The organism is Chroococcidiopsis sp. SAG 2025, assembly GCF_032860985.1.
Classification (GTDB): domain Bacteria; phylum Cyanobacteriota; class Cyanobacteriia; order Cyanobacteriales; family Chroococcidiopsidaceae; genus Chroococcidiopsis.
The window spans coordinates 4,937,127-4,955,075 of sequence record NZ_JAOCNC010000001.1 but is presented as its reverse complement, the minus strand read 5'-3'; the positions used below and the strand labels follow the sequence as shown (position 1 = coordinate 4,955,075).

The window sequence follows — 17,949 nt, the reverse complement described above, 5'->3', positions numbered from 1 at the left end:
CTCAGCTCTCTATTCCCTGCTCCCTGCTCCCTGCTCCCTACTCCCTGTTTATATCGGCAGAGTCACCACAAAAGTCGTTCCTATGCCCACTTCACTAGTGACGCTAATTTCGCCGCCGTGCAAGTCTACACACTGTTTGACAATAGACATCCCCAAACCCGTACCAGAGATATTTTCTACGTTACTACCACGATGAAAAGAATGGAAGAGTTGTTCTATATCTTGAGCCGGAATACCAATTCCTCGATCGCGGATGGAGAAAGTAGCTTTTCTGGCTTCTACAGATAGGCTTAGATCGATGTCGCCGCCTTTGGGCGAGTATTTAATTGCATTGGAAAGTAAGTTACTCAGAATATAACGTAGCAATTTTTCATCGACATTAGCAGCTATCTGTTGTGCTTGACTGGTAAAAATAATTGAGTGTTTGCTACTAGCACTCATCCGCATTTCTTCCACTAAGTCATGACAAAATTGTTCTAAGAGGACTGGTGTGGGATTAAATTCGAGTTTTTCGGCTTCAGCTTTACCAATCAGTAAAACATCATCTAACAATTGTGTCATGCGTTTGGTAGCAATTTGAATTCGATCGAGATACATGCGTTTTTTATCTTCTGAAGCGCGATCGCCAAATTGTTCGAGTAGCTTAGCTGACATGAGAATTGTTGTTAGCGGAGTCCGAAATTCGTGAGATGCTGTAGTAATAAATCGCGATTTCAGTTCTACTAACTGCTTCTCTTTTTCTAAGGCGTAAATCATCTCAGCTTCGGCTAATTTCCGTTCTGTGATGTTGCGAAATATACCACGGGTAGCAATGGGTTTACCATTGATAATTTTACAATTAATACTACCTGCAACCCAAACTTTCTCACCTTGTTTAGTTATAAATGCCGTTTCAATTTCCGAAATCTGTTTTCCTGACATGACTTCCCGAAAATTTTTCTGGCAATGCTCTAAATTGTCGGGATGAATAACATCAAAAATTCTCAAACGAGAAATTTCATCTTCACTATAATCTAAAGTTTCTTTCCAGGCTCGATTTACATATACTAAATGACCGTCTGGTGTAACACTTTGAATTAGATCGCTAGCATTTTCAAATAAATCTCTATAGCGTTCTTCACTTTCTCGGAGAGCCGCATCAGCTTGCTGACGCTCGTTAATTTCACGTTCTAATTTTTGATTAGTTCGCAATAGTTCTTTGGTACGCTCTTGGACTCTTTGTTGTAGAGATTCGTTTGCTGCCTGCACTTCTTGGAACTTTTCATTTAAAGCCACCGTCATAAACTGAAAATTACCAATCAACGAATTAATTTCTACTACCGGACTAGTAGGAAATTGCATCAAATTCTTTTCTGGCAATTGAGAGGATAAATCTGTAGTTACGGTAGCTAACTGCGTTAATGGATTTGCTAATTTACGGCTGAGTAGTATGCCGCCAATTAAAACAATCAATACCGTAACTAGCATGAAGGTAAGGTCGTTAATGTAAGTTTGTTGTAGGTGGTCAATATAAGGTGCAGCCGGAATTTCTAAAATAAGTTTCCATTGAGAACGATCGCTCAGCGGCTGTTCTTTAACATATAGAGAGCGTCGCCAGCGTATGATCGCCGGAAGTTTGCCTTTAGGTGGTAACCATAAATATGTATTTTCAAAATAGATATTCCTACTAGCTGTCTTTTGACTCAGCGATCGCATTTCTCCGCCACGCAGGCGATCGAAATTTTGCATCAGTTGTAATTTAGAATCGCTACTGGCAACAATCTGGTTATGAGAGTCGAGAAGAATAATTTGGTGAATTCTGTGAGAAAGCTGCGATCGCAAAAAGTCCTCTAAATAAGAGAGGTTGAGGTGAGCGTATACTACACCAGACAAGCGATTGTTAGTTAGTATCGGTACGCCAATATCGATTTGGGGAATTCGTTCAGTCGGATGGATGTGGACGTTGCCTATAGTCGGTTTGAGACTAGCTTCGATCTGCGCTAAAGTCTTTATGTGCTGTGCATCTAATTTACCAGGTGAAGTTAAGGCTGGATCGATTTGGGGTGCAGAGGCAACAATAGTATCGGTAGCATTAATAACTTGTAATAAAATGAATTCGGGATAAACTCGCTGTAGCAACTCTAGGCTTTGCTGTAATTGTGTTGAAGGCGCGTTAGCAAAGCTTAACGAAGCGGTCGCATTATTAGTAGCCAATTGACCGAGTTGAGATAAAACATTTAAATATTCGCCCTGGCGATCTGCCAAACCAGCTATCACCTCTTGAGCGGTATCTTTAAGTTCAACTTGAATTGTGTTTTGAATCTGTTGGGAAACCAAATTACAATCTAAAACAACTAAAATTAGTGCAGGTAAAAAACAGGAAGTCGCACAAAGAGATAACAAAACCTGTCGCATGGATGGAGTATGCCTAACTTGAGCAAGACTCACCCATCTAGAAATAGGTAAGTAATTAATCGCCAAGCTAGCGATAATAGAGTTAAAAATGCCATTGACAGACTGTTTCAACACCACTAACCAAGTTTGAGCCGAATCGACGTGCAACAAGCGGGAATAAAACAGCCACACCAACGGGATACCCAACACCAGCCAGTAAATGACATCCAACAGCACCAAACTCTGTCTTTGGTTGCGCCACAGTAAACCAACAAACAACGCTTCGCCAATCGCAACGATCGCGGCATAGGGATGATTCCAGAGAAAGAAAGTGTGTACGGAGGCGATCGCTGCGGCAATTGTTCCCCAGCGAATACCGAAAAAGCGCACTACTAATAAAACAGAAATACTACCAAACAAAAAATCTACGCCAAAAAAGAGCGGCAAGCTGAAATAATTACCTGCATACCCTGCCAATAGCAAAATCGCCATTGGCAACCACGAGCGTCTAGGAATTGGGGGTAGTAACATGGTTAACTTTTAGTTACTGTGGCTTTTTAGCATCGTTCCGTAGCAATCACGGGCAAAACCACTGTTGTTAGATTAGTCCAGTTCCGAAATTTTCAGGATGAGTAAAATTACTGATGAAAGCGATCGCGACCCAACTTGCAGCTATTGTCAGCCCAGAATCTGTCTTGGAATGGGAAGATATAGATGCGATGCGACAAGAACACATAAAGGGGGCGATCGCCTCCAGTATCGCACCTAGCTGCATTGTCTATCCCCACACGCCAGCCGAACTAGCAGCAGTGATGGCATATGCGGACAGCAACAACTGGCGAATTCTAGTATATGGCAGCGGTACAAAACTCAGCTGGGGAGGACTGGCAAAAAATATCCAGGTACTGGTCAGTACCTCACGCCTAAATCGACTCATCCAACACGCTGTCGGAGATTTAACCGTAACGGTAGAAGCGGGAATGAAATTTGCCGATCTACAAGCAGTGTTAGCCCCTACTGGACAATTTCTTGCCCTCGACCCCACCGCACCAGAATCAGCAACAATCGGGGGCATTGTCGCCACGGCTGATACCAATTCACTCCGACAACGTTACGGCGGCGTGCGCGATCAACTGCTAGGAATTTCCTTTGTCCGTGCTGACGGAGAAATTGCCAAAGCTGGGGGACGAGTCGTTAAAAACGTCGCTGGCTACGACTTAATGAAGCTATTTACAGGTTCTTACGGCACGCTAGGCGCGATCGCCCAGGTAACGCTACGAGTTTACCCCCTACCACCCGCATCTGGGACGGTGGCGCTGACAGGCACAGCTGAGGCGATCGCCCAAGCGACATCTAAAATCAGGAGTTCGGCTTTAACTCCCACCCAAGCCGACCTGCTATCTTCTCATCTAGTCACTACCATAGGAATAGGTCAAGGACTAGGATTAATGGTTCGCTTCCAAAGCCTGAGTGCTAGCGTCCGAGAACAAACCGCGCGGCTAGTAGAAATGGGACAACAATTGGGATTGCAAAGCACCACCTACTCAGATGCGGACGAAGCTAACTTATGGCAACAATTACAAGTACAAATACGTTCTCCTCAACCAATGCAAGCAGTTACTTGCAAAATAGGAGTATTACCAGCAACTGCTGTTGCAACTTTGCTCTATTTAGATCGGATTGCTCCAGAATCGGCGATCGGGACAATCCATGTTGGTAGCGGTTTGGGAGTTATCAGATTTGACAATACTAATGTTAAGGCAAACACGGTTTTAAGTATGAGAACTCACTGCCAAAATCAAGGAGGTTATTTGTCTGTTTTAGAAGCCCCAGCAGTCTTTAAGCAGCAGCTTGATGTCTGGGGTTATAGAGGAAACGCCCTAGATTTAATGCGACGCATAAAACAACAGTTCGATCCAAAAAATGTTTTGAGTCCGCAAAGGTTTGTCGGCGAGATTTAAGCGGGAGCAGGGAGCAGGGGGGAGAAAAGAGCTGGGGAAGACAAGGGGGACAAGGGAGCAATTCTAGCCACTAGCCACCAGTCACTAGTCACTGATAACTGTCAATCGTCAACTACCAACTACCAACTACCATTAAATGTATGCAAACTTCAGAAAATCCTTTAAATCATCATTTACTCGATCCAGAAACGGGTTCAATTAAGAATTTAAAAGGGTTCGATTCACAGCATCCCCCCGATCCGAAACTCATCGATACCTGCGTTCACTGTGGCTTTTGCCTCTCTACCTGTCCCAGTTATCGCGTTATCGGCAAAGAAATGGATTCGCCTAGAGGTCGAATCTACCTAATGGACGCAATTAACGAAGGCGAAATTGCCCTCAATACCGCTACAGTAGAACACTTTGATTCTTGTTTGGGATGCCTTGCTTGCGTCACGACTTGTCCTTCAGGCGTGCAGTATGACAAATTAATTTCTGCGACTCGTCCCCAGGTAGAACGCAACTATCCCCGTAGTTTAGGCGATCGCCTCTACAGAAAGCTAATTTTCTCCTTTTTTCCCTATCCCCATCGCCTGCGGTGGATGCTAGTGCCTTTATTTTTGTATCAATTGTTAGGCGTGCAAAAACTCGTCCGCGCTACCAAAATCTTGAAATACATTTCTCCTAGATTGGCGGCGATGGAATCAATCTTACCCAAAATTACGCTGAAATCTTTTCGGGACGATTTACCCACAGTTATTCCAGCACAGGGAGAAAAGCGCTATCGGGTAGGAGTCATTTTAGGTTGCGTCCAACGGCTATTTTTCTCCCCGATTAATGAAGCTACTGTCAGGGTATTAACAGCAAATGGCTGTGAAGTCGTCATTCCTAAATCTCAAGGCTGCTGTGCGGCGCTACCCCATCACCAGGGACAAGAAGAACAGGCGAAGGCATTAGCAAGACAGATGATAGATGCTTTTGCCGATACAGGCGTAGATGCGGTTATTATTAACGCTGCTGGCTGCGGTCATACTTTGAAAGAGTACGGACACTTATTGCAAGACGATCCAGAATATCGGGAAAAAGCACAAGCATTTGCAGCCAACGTCAAAGACGTACAAGAGTTTCTCGCTACTGTCGGCTTAACGACAAAACTTTCACCCCTATCTGAAAAACCTTTAACTCTGGTTTATCAAGATGCTTGTCATTTATTACACGGGCAAAAAATCAGCGTCCAACCCCGTCAGTTGTTGCGACAAATCCCAGGAGTGCAGTTGCGCGAACCAATCGACGCAGCTTTGTGTTGTGGCAGCGCTGGAGTTTACAATATGCTGCAACCAAATGTTGCCGATGAATTAGGTCAGCAAAAAGTCCAAAATTTATTAAATACAGGTGCGAATTTGATTGCATCTGCCAATCCTGGTTGTACTTTGCAAATTAGCAAGCATTTGAAATTACAAGAGAAAAAGATTTCTGTCATGCATCCGATAGAATTGTTAGATTTGGCAATCCGAGGCATACAGTTATCAGTGACCAGTAACCAGTGACCAGTGACCAGTTAACCATGCATTTGTAGGGGCGGGTTTGTCGATCTGATGGGCAAATAACAAACATGTTCGATCAACCCGCCCGATCGTCACACCGAATTTACCGATATATTTAAATCAAACAACACAAATTGTTGCGAACCTGCCCCTACAGAGATTGCGATCGCCTACCCAAATTTGAAATGAATTGTATCCAAAACCAAGCAAATGTTGCATATACCGCGATCGCAGCTACGATAACTTTTACTTTGTCCCATAACAGTTGTTTCTGCCACAGTTCTAGATTCAGAAAAAATGAACTGTAACCATTGACGTTGATTCCACCGAATGGCGCGATCGCACCTACTAGGGAAATTAAAATTGAAACTGAGGCGATCGCTAGAAAAATTCCTCGCAGTAGCTTTGATTTTTGGATGGGTTCGAGAACGTGAGTTAACGGCACGCACGCTAATAACATAATTGAAGCGAACCATCTGACTCCATAACTATGACCGCTATAGTTATTGCTACGAAAAACATAAAACATCACGTAAGCTAGACAAATCGCAGCAATGAATAAATACTCTTTTTTATATTTAAAACCTGGTTGCATTATCGCTCTACACCAGCCATAAATTGTAAATAATAAAATTGGAGTATAGGATAGCAAACCTCTACTACCAACGAGCATATGAAAAGCATAAATAGCTAAACTTTGTAAATCGTGTCCTACCAATCCTGAAAGATTTACCTGTACCAAAATAAGAGCCTGGATAGTCCCATAATTTGGCATTCATGGCTGGAGGAATGATACTGCCAGAAGTATAAAAATTCAACCATATATAAAGTAATATCATCGGAATACAAGCCAAAATGAAAGCTAGTTTGGCTTGATGCTTCTGATTAAATAACAAAATAGAATACAACGGAATTAAGGCGAACATTGTAATATCAGTACTACCAGCAAAAGCAATAAAAATCCGGCGATCGCGGCATTTCTTACTTCGTGCCGTCTGAGTAATAAAAAGTAAAAAGCTGAAGAGTAAAAGACTGCCACTAAAGGCATGGTTGTTAAAGACAATTGAATATGGTAGAACTAACGTTCCCCCCCCGCCAGCAGCAGCACAATATTTGTCCACCGCTCATCAATCCGAAAAAATTTGAAAATCTCGTACAAGCAAACTAGTCCTAAGCTGGACATAACGCCCATAATTAGTACGGTTAACAAAAAGTAAGTCGCAGATTGATGGGTGGCAATAGTCAGGTTAAAGACAGATTTTAGAAATAAATAAAATACCGAACTATACAATGCCATAATTGGTGGCTTGTCAGAATAAAAACGATCTTCATAGAAATATTTATCGCCAGTCCAGATATAAGTAGAGCGATCGATACTAAAAGTGTGAAAGTCTACCAATGACTCAATCGTTGCCATTCTGGAAGCATCATTCAAGAATTTATCTCTAATTTTGTCAAAATTGCAAACAAAAATAAGAATGCAAAAATATCTGCATTCTTTTCACGATAACTTTATTTAACATCATGAATCAATAATTTTAAATTTTGAATTTTGTACGGGTGGGTTTGTTCAACAACTCTGACTGCGACAAAGATTTCGGATAAACCTGCCCCTACTTGGCTTCTCGCTCTACTAGCAAAGTCACGGGACCATCATTATCAATAAAAACATGCATCATCGCGCCAAACTCTCCCGTTTCTACTTTTAAACCACTGTCGCGTAGCTTTTCCACAAACAGATTGTATAGGTTTTTCGCTGCTTCTGGTGCAGCCGAGCGGTCGAAGGAAGGGCGGCGACCTTTACGACAATCGCCATACAGAGTAAACTGACTGACAACTAAGAGTTCGCCATCGATTTCTGTGACGGATTTTTGCCAGCGATCGTTCCCTTCCTCTGCACCGAATAGACGCAATTCCAAACATTTACGCGCCATCCAGTCGAGTTCTGCTTCCGTATCAGTATCGGCAATTCCCACCAGCAAGTTTAAACCCCGTCCAATTTTACCAATAGTTTGTTCGCCAACGGTGACGTAAGAAGATTTAACTCGCTGAATGATGACGCGCATAATGACGAAATAGAGAGTAAAGAGCGATCGCCATATTACTATTACCAAAGATACTAAGGGCGATCGCTTTTCCAGCACCAAAAATTTCTTATTGGTCGTTGCTAGCGTCGTGAGGTTTGCTTTGAGTCATTTGTCCGATTAACTCCAGTACTCTTTGCTCGAAGTCTTGAGGAGAGACTCGTCCTTTGGTCAGAAACTCCGTATGTCCTAGCTTGAGCCGATTTCGCTCTGACTGGTCGAGGTCTTTGGCAGAATAGACGACTAAAGGAATACTGTAAAGGCGATCGTGTTGATGCAGCCACTCAACGACACCAAATCCATCCACTTGAGGCAAAATCAGATCGAGAATCAGTAGATCGGGTTTGATTTCCTGACTCAAGCGAATTGCCTCGCGTCCATTTTTGGCAAGAAAAGTTTCAATATTATGACTTTTAAGCAGTGCAAGCAAAAGTTCGGCTAACTCGGCATCATCCTCAACCAGCAATACGCGGACTGGTCGAGCGTTTTTAGCTAGAGCTAGCTTGAGAGAGTCAAACAGCGAGTTTTCATCAACTGGCTTACTCACCCAAGCGCTCGAATTTTGACTGAGCGGACTCTGACTAGGAGCGCAAATACTACAAATGACGATGGGAATGTCTTTCGTATCCGATCGCTCTTTCAGCTTTGCCATCACCTCCCAGCCATTCATTTTTGGCATCAGCAAATCTAGTAAAATTGCATCAGGATGTAGGGTAGCAGCAGAGGCGATCGCTTCTTGTCCAGAATGCACGACGACCGTGCGATAGCCTTTATTTTCCAGCAGGGTTTGTAGTTCAGCTCCAACATCAGGATCGTCGTCACAAATTAATACCAAGGGAGAGGAAGAACCACTGTGTTGAGTCCCAACTTGCAGCACCTGGCTTTGAGGAGCGAGCAGTAAAGAATTGGTTAAATCATCCGATTTCATACTCGATTTAGCTTGCAAGACAGGCAGCGTAAAGTAAAAAGTACTGCCTTCACCCAGAACGCTTTCAACCCAAATGCGTCCATCATGCTGTTGTACGATACTGCGGCAAATTGCCAACCCTAAACCAGTCCCATCATGCTTGCGAGAATCTGTTGAGTCAACTTGTTGAAATCGTTCAAATATACTATCGAGTTTGTCGGCTGGAATACCGCGTCCGGTGTCTTGCACTTGGAATGTGATATGAGGGGTGAGGAGCGAGGAGCGAGGAGCGAGGGGGTCGGAGATGTTTGAATTTTGGATTTTGAATTTTGGATTTTGGATTTCTCCCCCTGTGTTCCCAGCTCTCCCAGTTCTCTCTACTTCATTTTCCCTCGCTCCTCGCCCCTCGCTCCTCGCTCCTAATTCCACACTCAACCAAACAGTACTACCACTAGGCGAAAATTTAATCGCGTTAGAAAGTAGATTGGTGAGAGTTTGAACGATGCGGTCTGGATCTGCCCATACTTGAATCGGTAGGCTAGAAACAGATAAGGTAATCCCAGCTTTGTCGGCGAGAGGCTGCATCACGTTCACTGCTTCAGTTATCAACTCGGTAACATCGCAGCTTTCTTTTTCCATCTTCACCTTACCCGACTCGATCCGCTCGATATCGAGAATGTCGTTGATCAGGCGCACCAAGCGTTCGGTGCTATCGGTGGCAATTTGCAATAAGCGTTGTCCCTGCGGTGAGTCTGGCTGGAGTAAACCACTAGCAAGCATCCCTAAAGAACCGTGAATCGAAGTCAAAGGCGTGCGGAGTTCGTGGCTGACAACGGAAATAAACTCATCTTTCATCCGCTCGATTTGCTTGCGATCGCTCACATCATGCAAGTAAACCGTATATACTGTTTCTCCTGCCAAATTTAACTTGGAGATACTCGCCTCGGCAGGAAATTCAGTCCCATCCTTGCGGTAACCGTAAATTTCGCGTCGTTCTCCCATCCGGCGAGCTAAATTTGGGGATTGACCGAATTCATCTACGTGCTGACGATGTGCTGCGGCAAAACGCTTTGGTAGCAACAAGTCAAGCGGTTGTCCGATCGCTTCTGCTGCTGAGTAGCCGAATATTCTCTCGGCTCCAGAGTTAAACAAGGTGATGCGTTGATTGCTATCGATTGAAATAATCGCGTCATCGGCTATTGCGACGATTCCGGCAAATAAGGCTTGAGAATTTTGCAATGCTTCTTGGGTGCGCTGGCGCTCGTTTAACTCCGACTGGAGTTGCTCGTTCAGCTTGAAGCGATTTTCGCTTTCGACATTGTTCGTTGCTCTGACTTGGTTAATCCGGTGTAGTAGTTTCATCCGCTCTAAGCGATTGACGATCCGAGTCACGAGTTCGGAACCCACAATCGGCTTACGCACAAAATCATCTGCACCAGCACTAAACACCCGATCTACAATGTCGGCATCGTGATGGACTGTCAAAAATAAAATTGGTAGATCGCTCCAGCGCGGCTCGTTACGTACCACCTGGCATAGGTCGATGCCATTGACATAGGGCATTTCCACATCTAGAATCAACAGATCCGGTGCAGTGGCTTCTAAAGTTTCCCAGAACCGACGCGGATCTTCTAAAGTTGTCACTTTCAATCCCCAAGGATTGAGCAATGCTGGTAACACTGCGAGGATTTTTGGATCGTCGTCCACAACGAGTAGATGAGCTTCTGCATGGGGTGCATTTTCTAATGCTTGCGCCACTGCATCTAGTACTTGTGCGGCAGGCATAGGCTTTTGCAAAAAGGTGCATCCACCACTACGAGCAATTTGCAGCCGATGGCTCAAGTCTGTTTGCTCGGTCAAAACTATCACTGGTACGGGTGGCTGACGCTGCTTCAGTTCTGCTAGCAAGCTCAAACTCTCGTCATGACGCGGACAAATATCAGGATCGAGGAGGACAATACTGGGATGCTCTTGGTAAAGCTTGTTTCTAGCAGTATCGAGGTTATTAGCGATCGCGACCCTAAATCCTCTGTCTGTAGCTGCTGCGGTTAACTGTTGGGCGATCGAGCGTTCGCGATTGACTATCAGTAGCAATGGTTGCTCTGATTCTGTTTGTGACTTACCTGCTTCTCCTTTCTGCTCAATTTCTTGACCCAGAGCCAACACTAGACGGCAAAAATTTGTTGCCTCAGATAGCAAGACAGCGCGATCGCCTTTTAGCATCTGCTCAATTTCTTTCGCCAGTTTCGATCCTTGCGCAAAGCCGAAAGTTCCTAACGAGCCTGCTAGGGTATGCGCTTCTTTTCGTGCTGATTCGAGCAGTTCTGGAGACAAGGTATGATTTGCGCTGACAGCAGCAGATGCTTGCTCCAACACGCCAATCTGCTCTGCAACCCTGGGCTTAAATTTATGCCAAATTCCTGCAACTGCCGATAGTGTCTGTTGCGTGGTGCGTGGTGCGCGATCGAATTTTGAATTTTGAATTTTGAATTTTGAATTTTGAATTTTGAGTTGCTCCCTGCTCCCTGCTCCCTTATTTTCCAAAGGCTTGAGACGATAGCCAATGCCGTAGACAGTTTCGAGCAGATCGCTATTAGCTCCTGCGGCTTTGAGTTTTTGCCGCAATCCTTTAATATGAGTCCGCACGGCTTCTTCGCTGGGAATGTCTTCATAAGACCAGAGATGTTCCAAGATCGTGCCACAACTAAAAACGCGGCGACTGTTACGTAAAAACAGCTCTAAAAGTGCATATTCCTTGGGAGTTAATGACAAATGCTTTTGACTATAAGTTGCCTCACAACTACTGGGGTCTAATTGCAAATCGCCCCACTCTAGCACTGGCGGGGAAACTAAACCGCTACGGCGCAATAGCGCTCTGATCCGAGCGACTAATTCTTCAGAGTCGCAAGGTTTAGTTAAGTAGTCATCTGCACCCGCATCTAATCCAATTGCTTTATCGTGGCTGCTATCTCGACCGGTTAACAATAAAATTGGCGTTGACAAACCTTTAGCTCTGATTTGACGGCAAAGACTAATGCCATCTAGTTTAGGTATGACGACATCCAATACAATCAAGTCGTAGTCGAAAGCTTGGACTAAATCCCAAGCCGCAAGACCATCAATCGCAACCTCAACTGCATAGTTTTGGTTGGTGAGGACGGCAGTAAGGGCGTGGGCAACTAACTCGTCATCTTCTACAACTAAGATTTTCATTGCTAACTAGCTTTTCCCTGGCGATAGAAGATAGCAATTAACGAGCAAAATACAGATGAAATACAATCCAAAAATTGCTATCAAGCCGATCTTTAATCAAGCTACTTTATAGGAATCGCTTAAGTTTACAAGTAGCAAGAATTTGTTACATGGGAAAAGCCGATCGCCTAATATATCAAAACCTTAGCGATCGAACATTGCCCGCTTGTTGCTACAGGGCGCGGAAATCGCCTCAACACACTAGACTTCCTGCACGAATGTTTTGTACGGGCGGGTTTACCCGAAATCTCGGTAGAGATCGGAGTTTTTTGGTAAACCCGCCCCTACTAGATTGGATTCATGTACAAATTCTTTCCGCATTCAATTGCTAGACTTGTATCCGAGTGATACTTCACGTTCAGCCGACTGTAGTTTCTCTGCTGGCTGCACTGGGGACTGTACCGTTAAGACAGAACAAGGAGCGTGATGCAAGACGTAATTACTAACACTACCCATAAAAAACTCAGATAAACCTCTGCGTCCCCTGCGTCCGGTGACAATTAAATCTGCCTTCCAAGCCAAAGCAAAATCGCAAATCAGCCGCCCAGGACTACCCGATAATTGCCGAAATTCCACATTAATGACCCCAGCAGCCATTGCTTCTTGATGGCGCGATCTCAACATGTCCAGACCTTGTTTCGTAAACGCTTCTCGCTGCTGTTGGTACAATTCCATATTTTTCTCATACACCGATGGATAGTATTCCAAGCTAGGTAAAATCGGTGTAGGGCTGCCGAGTTCTTCTTCTGATACTACGTGCAACAACAACAGACTAGCGTTGTTTGCCTTAGCTAAAGATAAAGCCGTATCAAACACCTGTTTGCTGCTTTTTGACGTATCTACTGCAACCAAAATTTTTTGGAACATAACAACCGCCTTTGCAATTCGTAATTCGTAATTCGTAATTCGTAATTATTTATGAATCGAGTCAATGTTCAATATATAAAAATAATTTGAGGAAATTGTGAGGAATCAGTTGTCAGTAGAGAGTGACTAGTGGCTGGTGGCTAGTGAAGAAGGGATGTGGGGTGTAGGGTGTAGGGAAATTTTGAATGCGTGAATTTTGAGTTGCTCCCTTGTCTCCCTTGTCCCCAACCCCCGACTCCCGACTCCCGACTTACAAACTTTTAATTTCCTCTAACGCTCAGCCTCGATAGAATGACACTGCACTGAATAAGAGACGAGCATTCATGGATTTTCTCTCCAATACCGTCGTGCTGTCGCGGATGCAGTTTGCGCTGACTGCCCTATTTCACATGCTTTGGCCCACAATTACTACAGGTGTGGGAATATATTTGGTCATTGTTGAGGGATTATGGTTGAGGACTCGTAACCCTGAGTATTACTACCATGCCCGCTTTTGGTCTAAGCTTTACGTGCTGAATTTTGGCATTGGAGTAGCGACGGGAATTCCAATGGAATTTCAGTTTGGAACTAACTGGGCTCCATTTTCCGAGGCTGTGGGTAACTTTTTTGGCAGTGTCATCGGGTTTGAAGCGGCTTGGGCTTTTATGCTAGAAGCTGCTTTTTTGGGAATTATGCTGTTTGGCTGGGAGCGCGTCAACTCTACCATTCACTATGTGGCGACGATTATGGTGGCGTTGGGTGCGAACTTATCTACGCTGTGGATTTTGACGGCAAACTCTTGGATGCAATCGCCTGCGGGTGGAGAAATTATCAATGGTAAGTTTATCGTTAGGGACTACTTTCAGGCGATCGCCAATCCATTTATGGCAAAGAGCGTACTACACATGTTCTTTGCAACGTTAGAGACTTCGCTGTTTCTCGTCGGCGGAATCAGTGCGTGGTACATTCTCAACAATCGCCACCCAGCTTTCTTTTCTAAGTCTTTACGAATCGTTTTAGCAGCTGCGATCGCAGTTGCACCTATGCAGATTTACATAGGACATTTAAGTGGCGAACAGGTATATCACTATCAACCTGCGAAACTCGCTGCTATGGAAGCGCAATGGGAAACGACCCCCGCCGGACAGCCTGCTGATTGGAGTTTAGTAGCATTACCTAACGACAAAGCGCAAAAAAATGATTGGGAAATTACCATTCCTAACGCTTTAGGATACATTTTAGAATTCAAACAAAATCTCACCGAACCTGTTGTAGGACTGAGAGATTTTAAACCAGAAGATCGACCGCATTTAGTTAGTTTAGTTTACTATTCCTTTCGCATTATGATTGGGATTGGATTTTTCCTAGCTTTCCTAATGCTATGGAGTACCCTTTACTGGTTACTTGGCAAGCTGAATAGCGAAAAAGTTACTCAGCAACGCTGGCTATTACGTACCTGGATTTTTGCGGCTCCTCTAGGCTTCATTGCGATTGACTCTGGTTGGATCGTGCGTTGTGTCGGACGGCAACCGTGGACGTTATACAATCAAATCCGCACCGTAGATTCTGCCTCTCACGTTCCTGCTAGGAATGTCTTAGTTTCGCTGACAGGCTTTGCGATCGTTTATGCGGTGTTATTTGTCGCCACTTTGTATTTCGGTAGCCGCATTATTCGCAAAGGACCAAACTTAGAATTACCCATCCCAGGTGTTGAAACTATTCGTCCCGCGATCGACACTTCCCCTGGTGAATTTGTGCCTGACGAACGCCCCGTAGAAGCACAACAGTAGAAACTCAAAATTCAAAATGCAAAATTAAGAAATTAACATTCTATCTCTTACCAATTACCACATGGAGACACTCACATATTTTCTTCCTCAGATTTGGTTTGGAATTTTGGCACTGTTTCTGTTTCTCTACGTCATGCTCGACGGTTTTGATTTGGGAGTAGGTATTCTCTCGCTGACTTCTGATAATGAGGAGCGGCGAGGACTTTTGATGACGAGTCTGAGTAATATTTGGGATGCTAATGAGACTTGGTTGGTATTGATGGGAGGTGGTTTATTTGGTGCATTTCCCCTCGCTTATAGCACAATTTTAAGTGCGCTTTACATCCCAATTATTGCTATGGTATTTGGGTTTATTTTTCGAGCGGTTGCCTTTGAATTTCGGGAACAAGCAAAGCGCAAATTGATTTGGAATATAGCGTTTGGAGCTGGAAGTTTTTTAGCAGCTCTCGGTCAGGGATTTGCTTTAGGTAGCGTATTAGAAGGCATTAAAGTTGATGAAGCAGGACATTTTATCGGTAGCACTTGGGACTGGCTGAGTTGGCAATCAATATTAATTGCTCTGACGTTAATTCAAGGTTACGTGTTGATCGGTTCGACTTATTTGATTTGGAAAACTGAAGGAGAGTTACAGGAAACTCATTACAAAACTGCGAGAATAGCTGCTTTCACAACTTTAATCGGAGCGATTTTTATCACGATTTCAACTCCTATCTTTTATGAAAGTGCCAGAACTCGATTATTTCAACAACCGCTTGTTTATATTTTCGGGATTATTCCTGTAGTGGGAATACTTCTGATTTCTAAGCTTTTAGGTAGCCTCGATCGCAAGCAGGAACGAGCGCCATTTGTTTGGACAATTCTACTATTCGTCCTCACTTTCATCGGACTGGCTTTAGTTGTTTTTCCCTACATTATTCCTCCTAATATCACAATTTACGAGGCATCGGCTGACCCCAGTTCGTTAGTCATCATGATTATTTTTATTGGTTTTCTCATTCCTGTCATGCTGTTTTACAACCTTTATCAATATGTCGTGTTTAGAGGCAAGGTAACAGGAGGACATTATGGGGAATAGGTAGAGCAGCGCTATAGCGCTGCTCTACAAAAATTACTTTCCAACCTTAGAAGTGTCATTAGTATCGAGGTGCGATCGCAAAACAGGAGGAGTATGTACCCAGACAGCTTGTTGCGGTACGGGAATCGCAATATCGGCGATATCGAAAGCCTTTTTCAATCGACGGCGATATTCTCTGGCTACATCCCATTGTTTGAGGGGTTGGGTTTTAATCCAAACCCGAATAATTAAACCGCGATCGCCAAAATTATCAACTCCTAGTACTTCTGGTCTTTCTAAAATTTGATCTCGCCACTGGGGATCTCGATCCATTTCTACACCCACCTCTTCAATTAAAAATAATGCTTGGTCGAGGTTGGCATTGTAAGCAACGGGTATACTTAAATCGGCACGCGACCACCGACTAGAAAGGTTTGCCACAATTTTAATTTCACTATTGGGAATAGTAATTAATCTACCTTCGGCATCGCGTAACTGAGTGATTCGCAGATTGAGATTTTCTACCAAACCGCCAAAAGTACCGACGTTAATTACGTCACCTACGGCGTACTGGTCTTCTACAATAATCAAAAAGCCATTGATTGCATCTTTAATCAAACTTTGGGATGCTAGGGATATGGCTACACCCAGTAACCCCGCACCAGCTAACACTGGAACTAAATCTACACCTAGAGTGGAAAGAGCAAGAAGTAAACCTAAAGCGACAATACTAATAGTGGTCACGCTTTTAGCAACACCAGAAATTGTCATTACCCGCAGTTGCAAGCGTACGTAGTCTTGAGCGCCTAATAAGGCATTATTCGCCAGTGCATGAGTAAAGCGATCGATCGCAACATAGCTGGCGCGAGTGGCGACATAGGCTCCAATTGAGACAAGTCCAATCACAGCAGGAATTCTGACGATTGGAATTTGGAGTATCGCTAGAATCCAAACTGGAATAAACCGCGTGTAAGGGAACAATCCTAAAATTACCAGCGTTCCGCCAACCCATACACCAGTTTGAGATAGCTGAAATATTCTTCGCCTGACTTCCCGTAAGTTATTTTGCTGTTGCTGCGTTAATTGTGTCGTGACTGACTCTGAGGGATCTGTGGGAGTCGTCGGAATAGGTATGACTCGATCTAAACGATCGCGCCAACGGCGAATTCCCCAGCTAGCCACTACGATACCCACAAAAATTCCAGTGGCGATCGCACCTCGGCGGATCAAAACTGGAGGTTTTCGTTCTTGTTTGGCTGCGATCAAGTCTTGCTTGAGGGATTTGACTAATTTGCTTGCCAAATTTTGAACGCTTGTTTCTCCTTGAACCTCAGCATCTAAATCGGTGGGAGTGAAGAGATACTGCTGATTAATCGAAATAGTTGGCAGAGTTTGAGATACACCCGTTGGACTATTGGCATCCGTAATCGTTTGGCGTTGAGATCTGACTTCCGGTTCCTCCTCAGAATCGCTTGCAAAGTAATCTTCGCTAATGTTTTCTAAGTTTGACTGCACCTCATTTACCCGCTTAGCTAACTCCTCCCTAGAAGATGCCGTAACCTGAAACAAACGACGACCATCTAAGGTAATCCAGTCAGTATAGATCTGTCTTTGAGGATTATTGCGATCGCGAGTTGGTTGGTAAGCAGATAGAAAATTGTCTATTCCTGGGAGATCGAGTGAATTTAAACCTGGAATAGGTAACGATTGCTGTAAATTCGCTGGTTGTGTCGGCTTGGCTAGAGTGGGGGCAATAACTGAAGCATTCAGCACGATTGAACCCAAAATGCCACAAGTGAAACACATGACTAGCCGTCGTCTGCTTTTTGGTTTAGCGATCGCCTGAATTTGAGAGCGCACGTCCACACCTCCTACTTTTCACACTTATACACATTACTAGATGAAGGATGGTTGTTGGGAGGAGTGAGGAGCGAGGAGTGAGGGAAAGAGTGTGATGTGAAGAAAGGGTGTGGGGTGTAGGGTGTAGGAAATTTTGAATTTTGGATTTCTCCTCAGCTCCTCAGATGGGCGACTCTCTCTTCCCCGACTTCCGATTAAAAAAACATGAAGTTTGTTCGCTAAAGTATGAAATAAGTGTAAATTTTGCGCGTAACAGCTATTGATGGGTTGACGGCTGTTGGCTGGTCTTCATAGTCTGG

The 17,949-nt window shown here is 44.1% G+C and carries 12 protein-coding genes; 4 read left to right on the top strand and 8 right to left on the bottom strand.

From position 1 onward, the window contains the following. Window positions 1-48 precede the first annotated feature (48 nt). Complete coding sequence (locus N4J56_RS24305) at window positions 49-2,904, bottom strand: ATP-binding protein (RefSeq protein ID WP_317108787.1); 2,856 nt, start codon at window positions 2,902-2,904, stop codon at window positions 49-51. Window positions 2,905-3,017: 113 nt separating this feature from the next. Here N4J56_RS24305 and N4J56_RS24300 point away from each other — a divergent pair, with 113 nt between their 5' ends. Beyond that, a complete protein-coding gene (locus N4J56_RS24300) occupies window positions 3,018-4,334 on the top strand; it encodes an FAD-binding oxidoreductase (RefSeq protein ID WP_317108786.1) in 1,317 nt (438 codons plus the stop codon). Window positions 4,335-4,474: 140 nt separating this feature from the next. After that, window positions 4,475-5,860, top strand: coding sequence for a (Fe-S)-binding protein (locus tag N4J56_RS24295; RefSeq protein ID WP_317108785.1), 1,386 nt, complete (start codon window positions 4,475-4,477; stop codon window positions 5,858-5,860). Between the two features lie 148 nt (window positions 5,861-6,008). Here N4J56_RS24295 and N4J56_RS24290 read toward each other — a convergent pair whose 3' ends face one another. The 6 genes from N4J56_RS24290 to N4J56_RS24265 all read right to left on the bottom strand — a co-directional run bounded on the left by N4J56_RS24290 (window position 6,009) and on the right by N4J56_RS24265 (window position 12,967). Further along, window positions 6,009-6,452 (bottom strand): hypothetical protein, encoded by a 444-nt coding sequence (locus tag N4J56_RS24290; protein ID WP_317108784.1) that lies wholly within the window; start codon window positions 6,450-6,452, stop codon window positions 6,009-6,011. Window positions 6,453-6,516: 64 nt separating this feature from the next. Then, complete coding sequence (locus tag N4J56_RS24285; RefSeq protein WP_317108783.1) at window positions 6,517-6,978, bottom strand: hypothetical protein; 462 nt, start codon at window positions 6,976-6,978, stop codon at window positions 6,517-6,519. Continuing rightward, a complete protein-coding gene (locus tag N4J56_RS24280; protein ID WP_317108782.1) occupies window positions 6,936-7,292 on the bottom strand; it encodes a hypothetical protein in 357 nt (118 codons plus the stop codon). Before N4J56_RS24280 ends, N4J56_RS24285 begins: the two co-directional genes overlap by 43 nt. Before the next feature lie 178 nt (window positions 7,293-7,470). Further along, entirely contained in the window at window positions 7,471-7,923 is a 453-nt protein-coding gene (gene dtd / locus N4J56_RS24275; RefSeq protein ID WP_410500579.1) for a D-aminoacyl-tRNA deacylase, read from the bottom strand. Window positions 7,924-8,011: 88 nt separating this feature from the next. After that, window positions 8,012-12,061, bottom strand: a complete 4,050-nt coding sequence (locus N4J56_RS24270) for a response regulator (RefSeq protein ID WP_317108781.1) — start codon at window positions 12,059-12,061, stop codon at window positions 8,012-8,014. A gap of 360 nt (window positions 12,062-12,421) precedes the next feature. Continuing rightward, window positions 12,422-12,967, bottom strand: a complete 546-nt coding sequence (locus tag N4J56_RS24265; RefSeq protein WP_317108780.1) for a universal stress protein — start codon at window positions 12,965-12,967, stop codon at window positions 12,422-12,424. Window positions 12,968-13,290: 323 nt separating this feature from the next. Between N4J56_RS24265 and N4J56_RS24260 the strand changes: the two genes are divergently transcribed. Both N4J56_RS24260 and cydB read left to right on the top strand, forming a co-directional pair. Then, the gene (locus N4J56_RS24260) at window positions 13,291-14,736 is read left to right on the top strand and encodes a cytochrome ubiquinol oxidase subunit I (protein WP_317108779.1); all 1,446 of its coding nucleotides are present in this window, start codon (window positions 13,291-13,293) and stop codon (window positions 14,734-14,736) included. A gap of 61 nt (window positions 14,737-14,797) precedes the next feature. Next, window positions 14,798-15,811, top strand: a complete 1,014-nt coding sequence (cydB, locus tag N4J56_RS24255) for a cytochrome d ubiquinol oxidase subunit II (protein ID WP_317108778.1) — start codon at window positions 14,798-14,800, stop codon at window positions 15,809-15,811. A 33-nt stretch (window positions 15,812-15,844) separates the two neighbouring features. On the opposite strand, the gene N4J56_RS24250 is transcribed toward cydB, so the two are convergent. Then, on the bottom strand, window positions 15,845-17,650 hold the full coding sequence (locus N4J56_RS24250) for a mechanosensitive ion channel family protein (protein ID WP_317108777.1): 1,806 nt from the start codon (window positions 17,648-17,650) through the stop codon (window positions 15,845-15,847). Window positions 17,651-17,949: the final 299 nt, after the last annotated feature.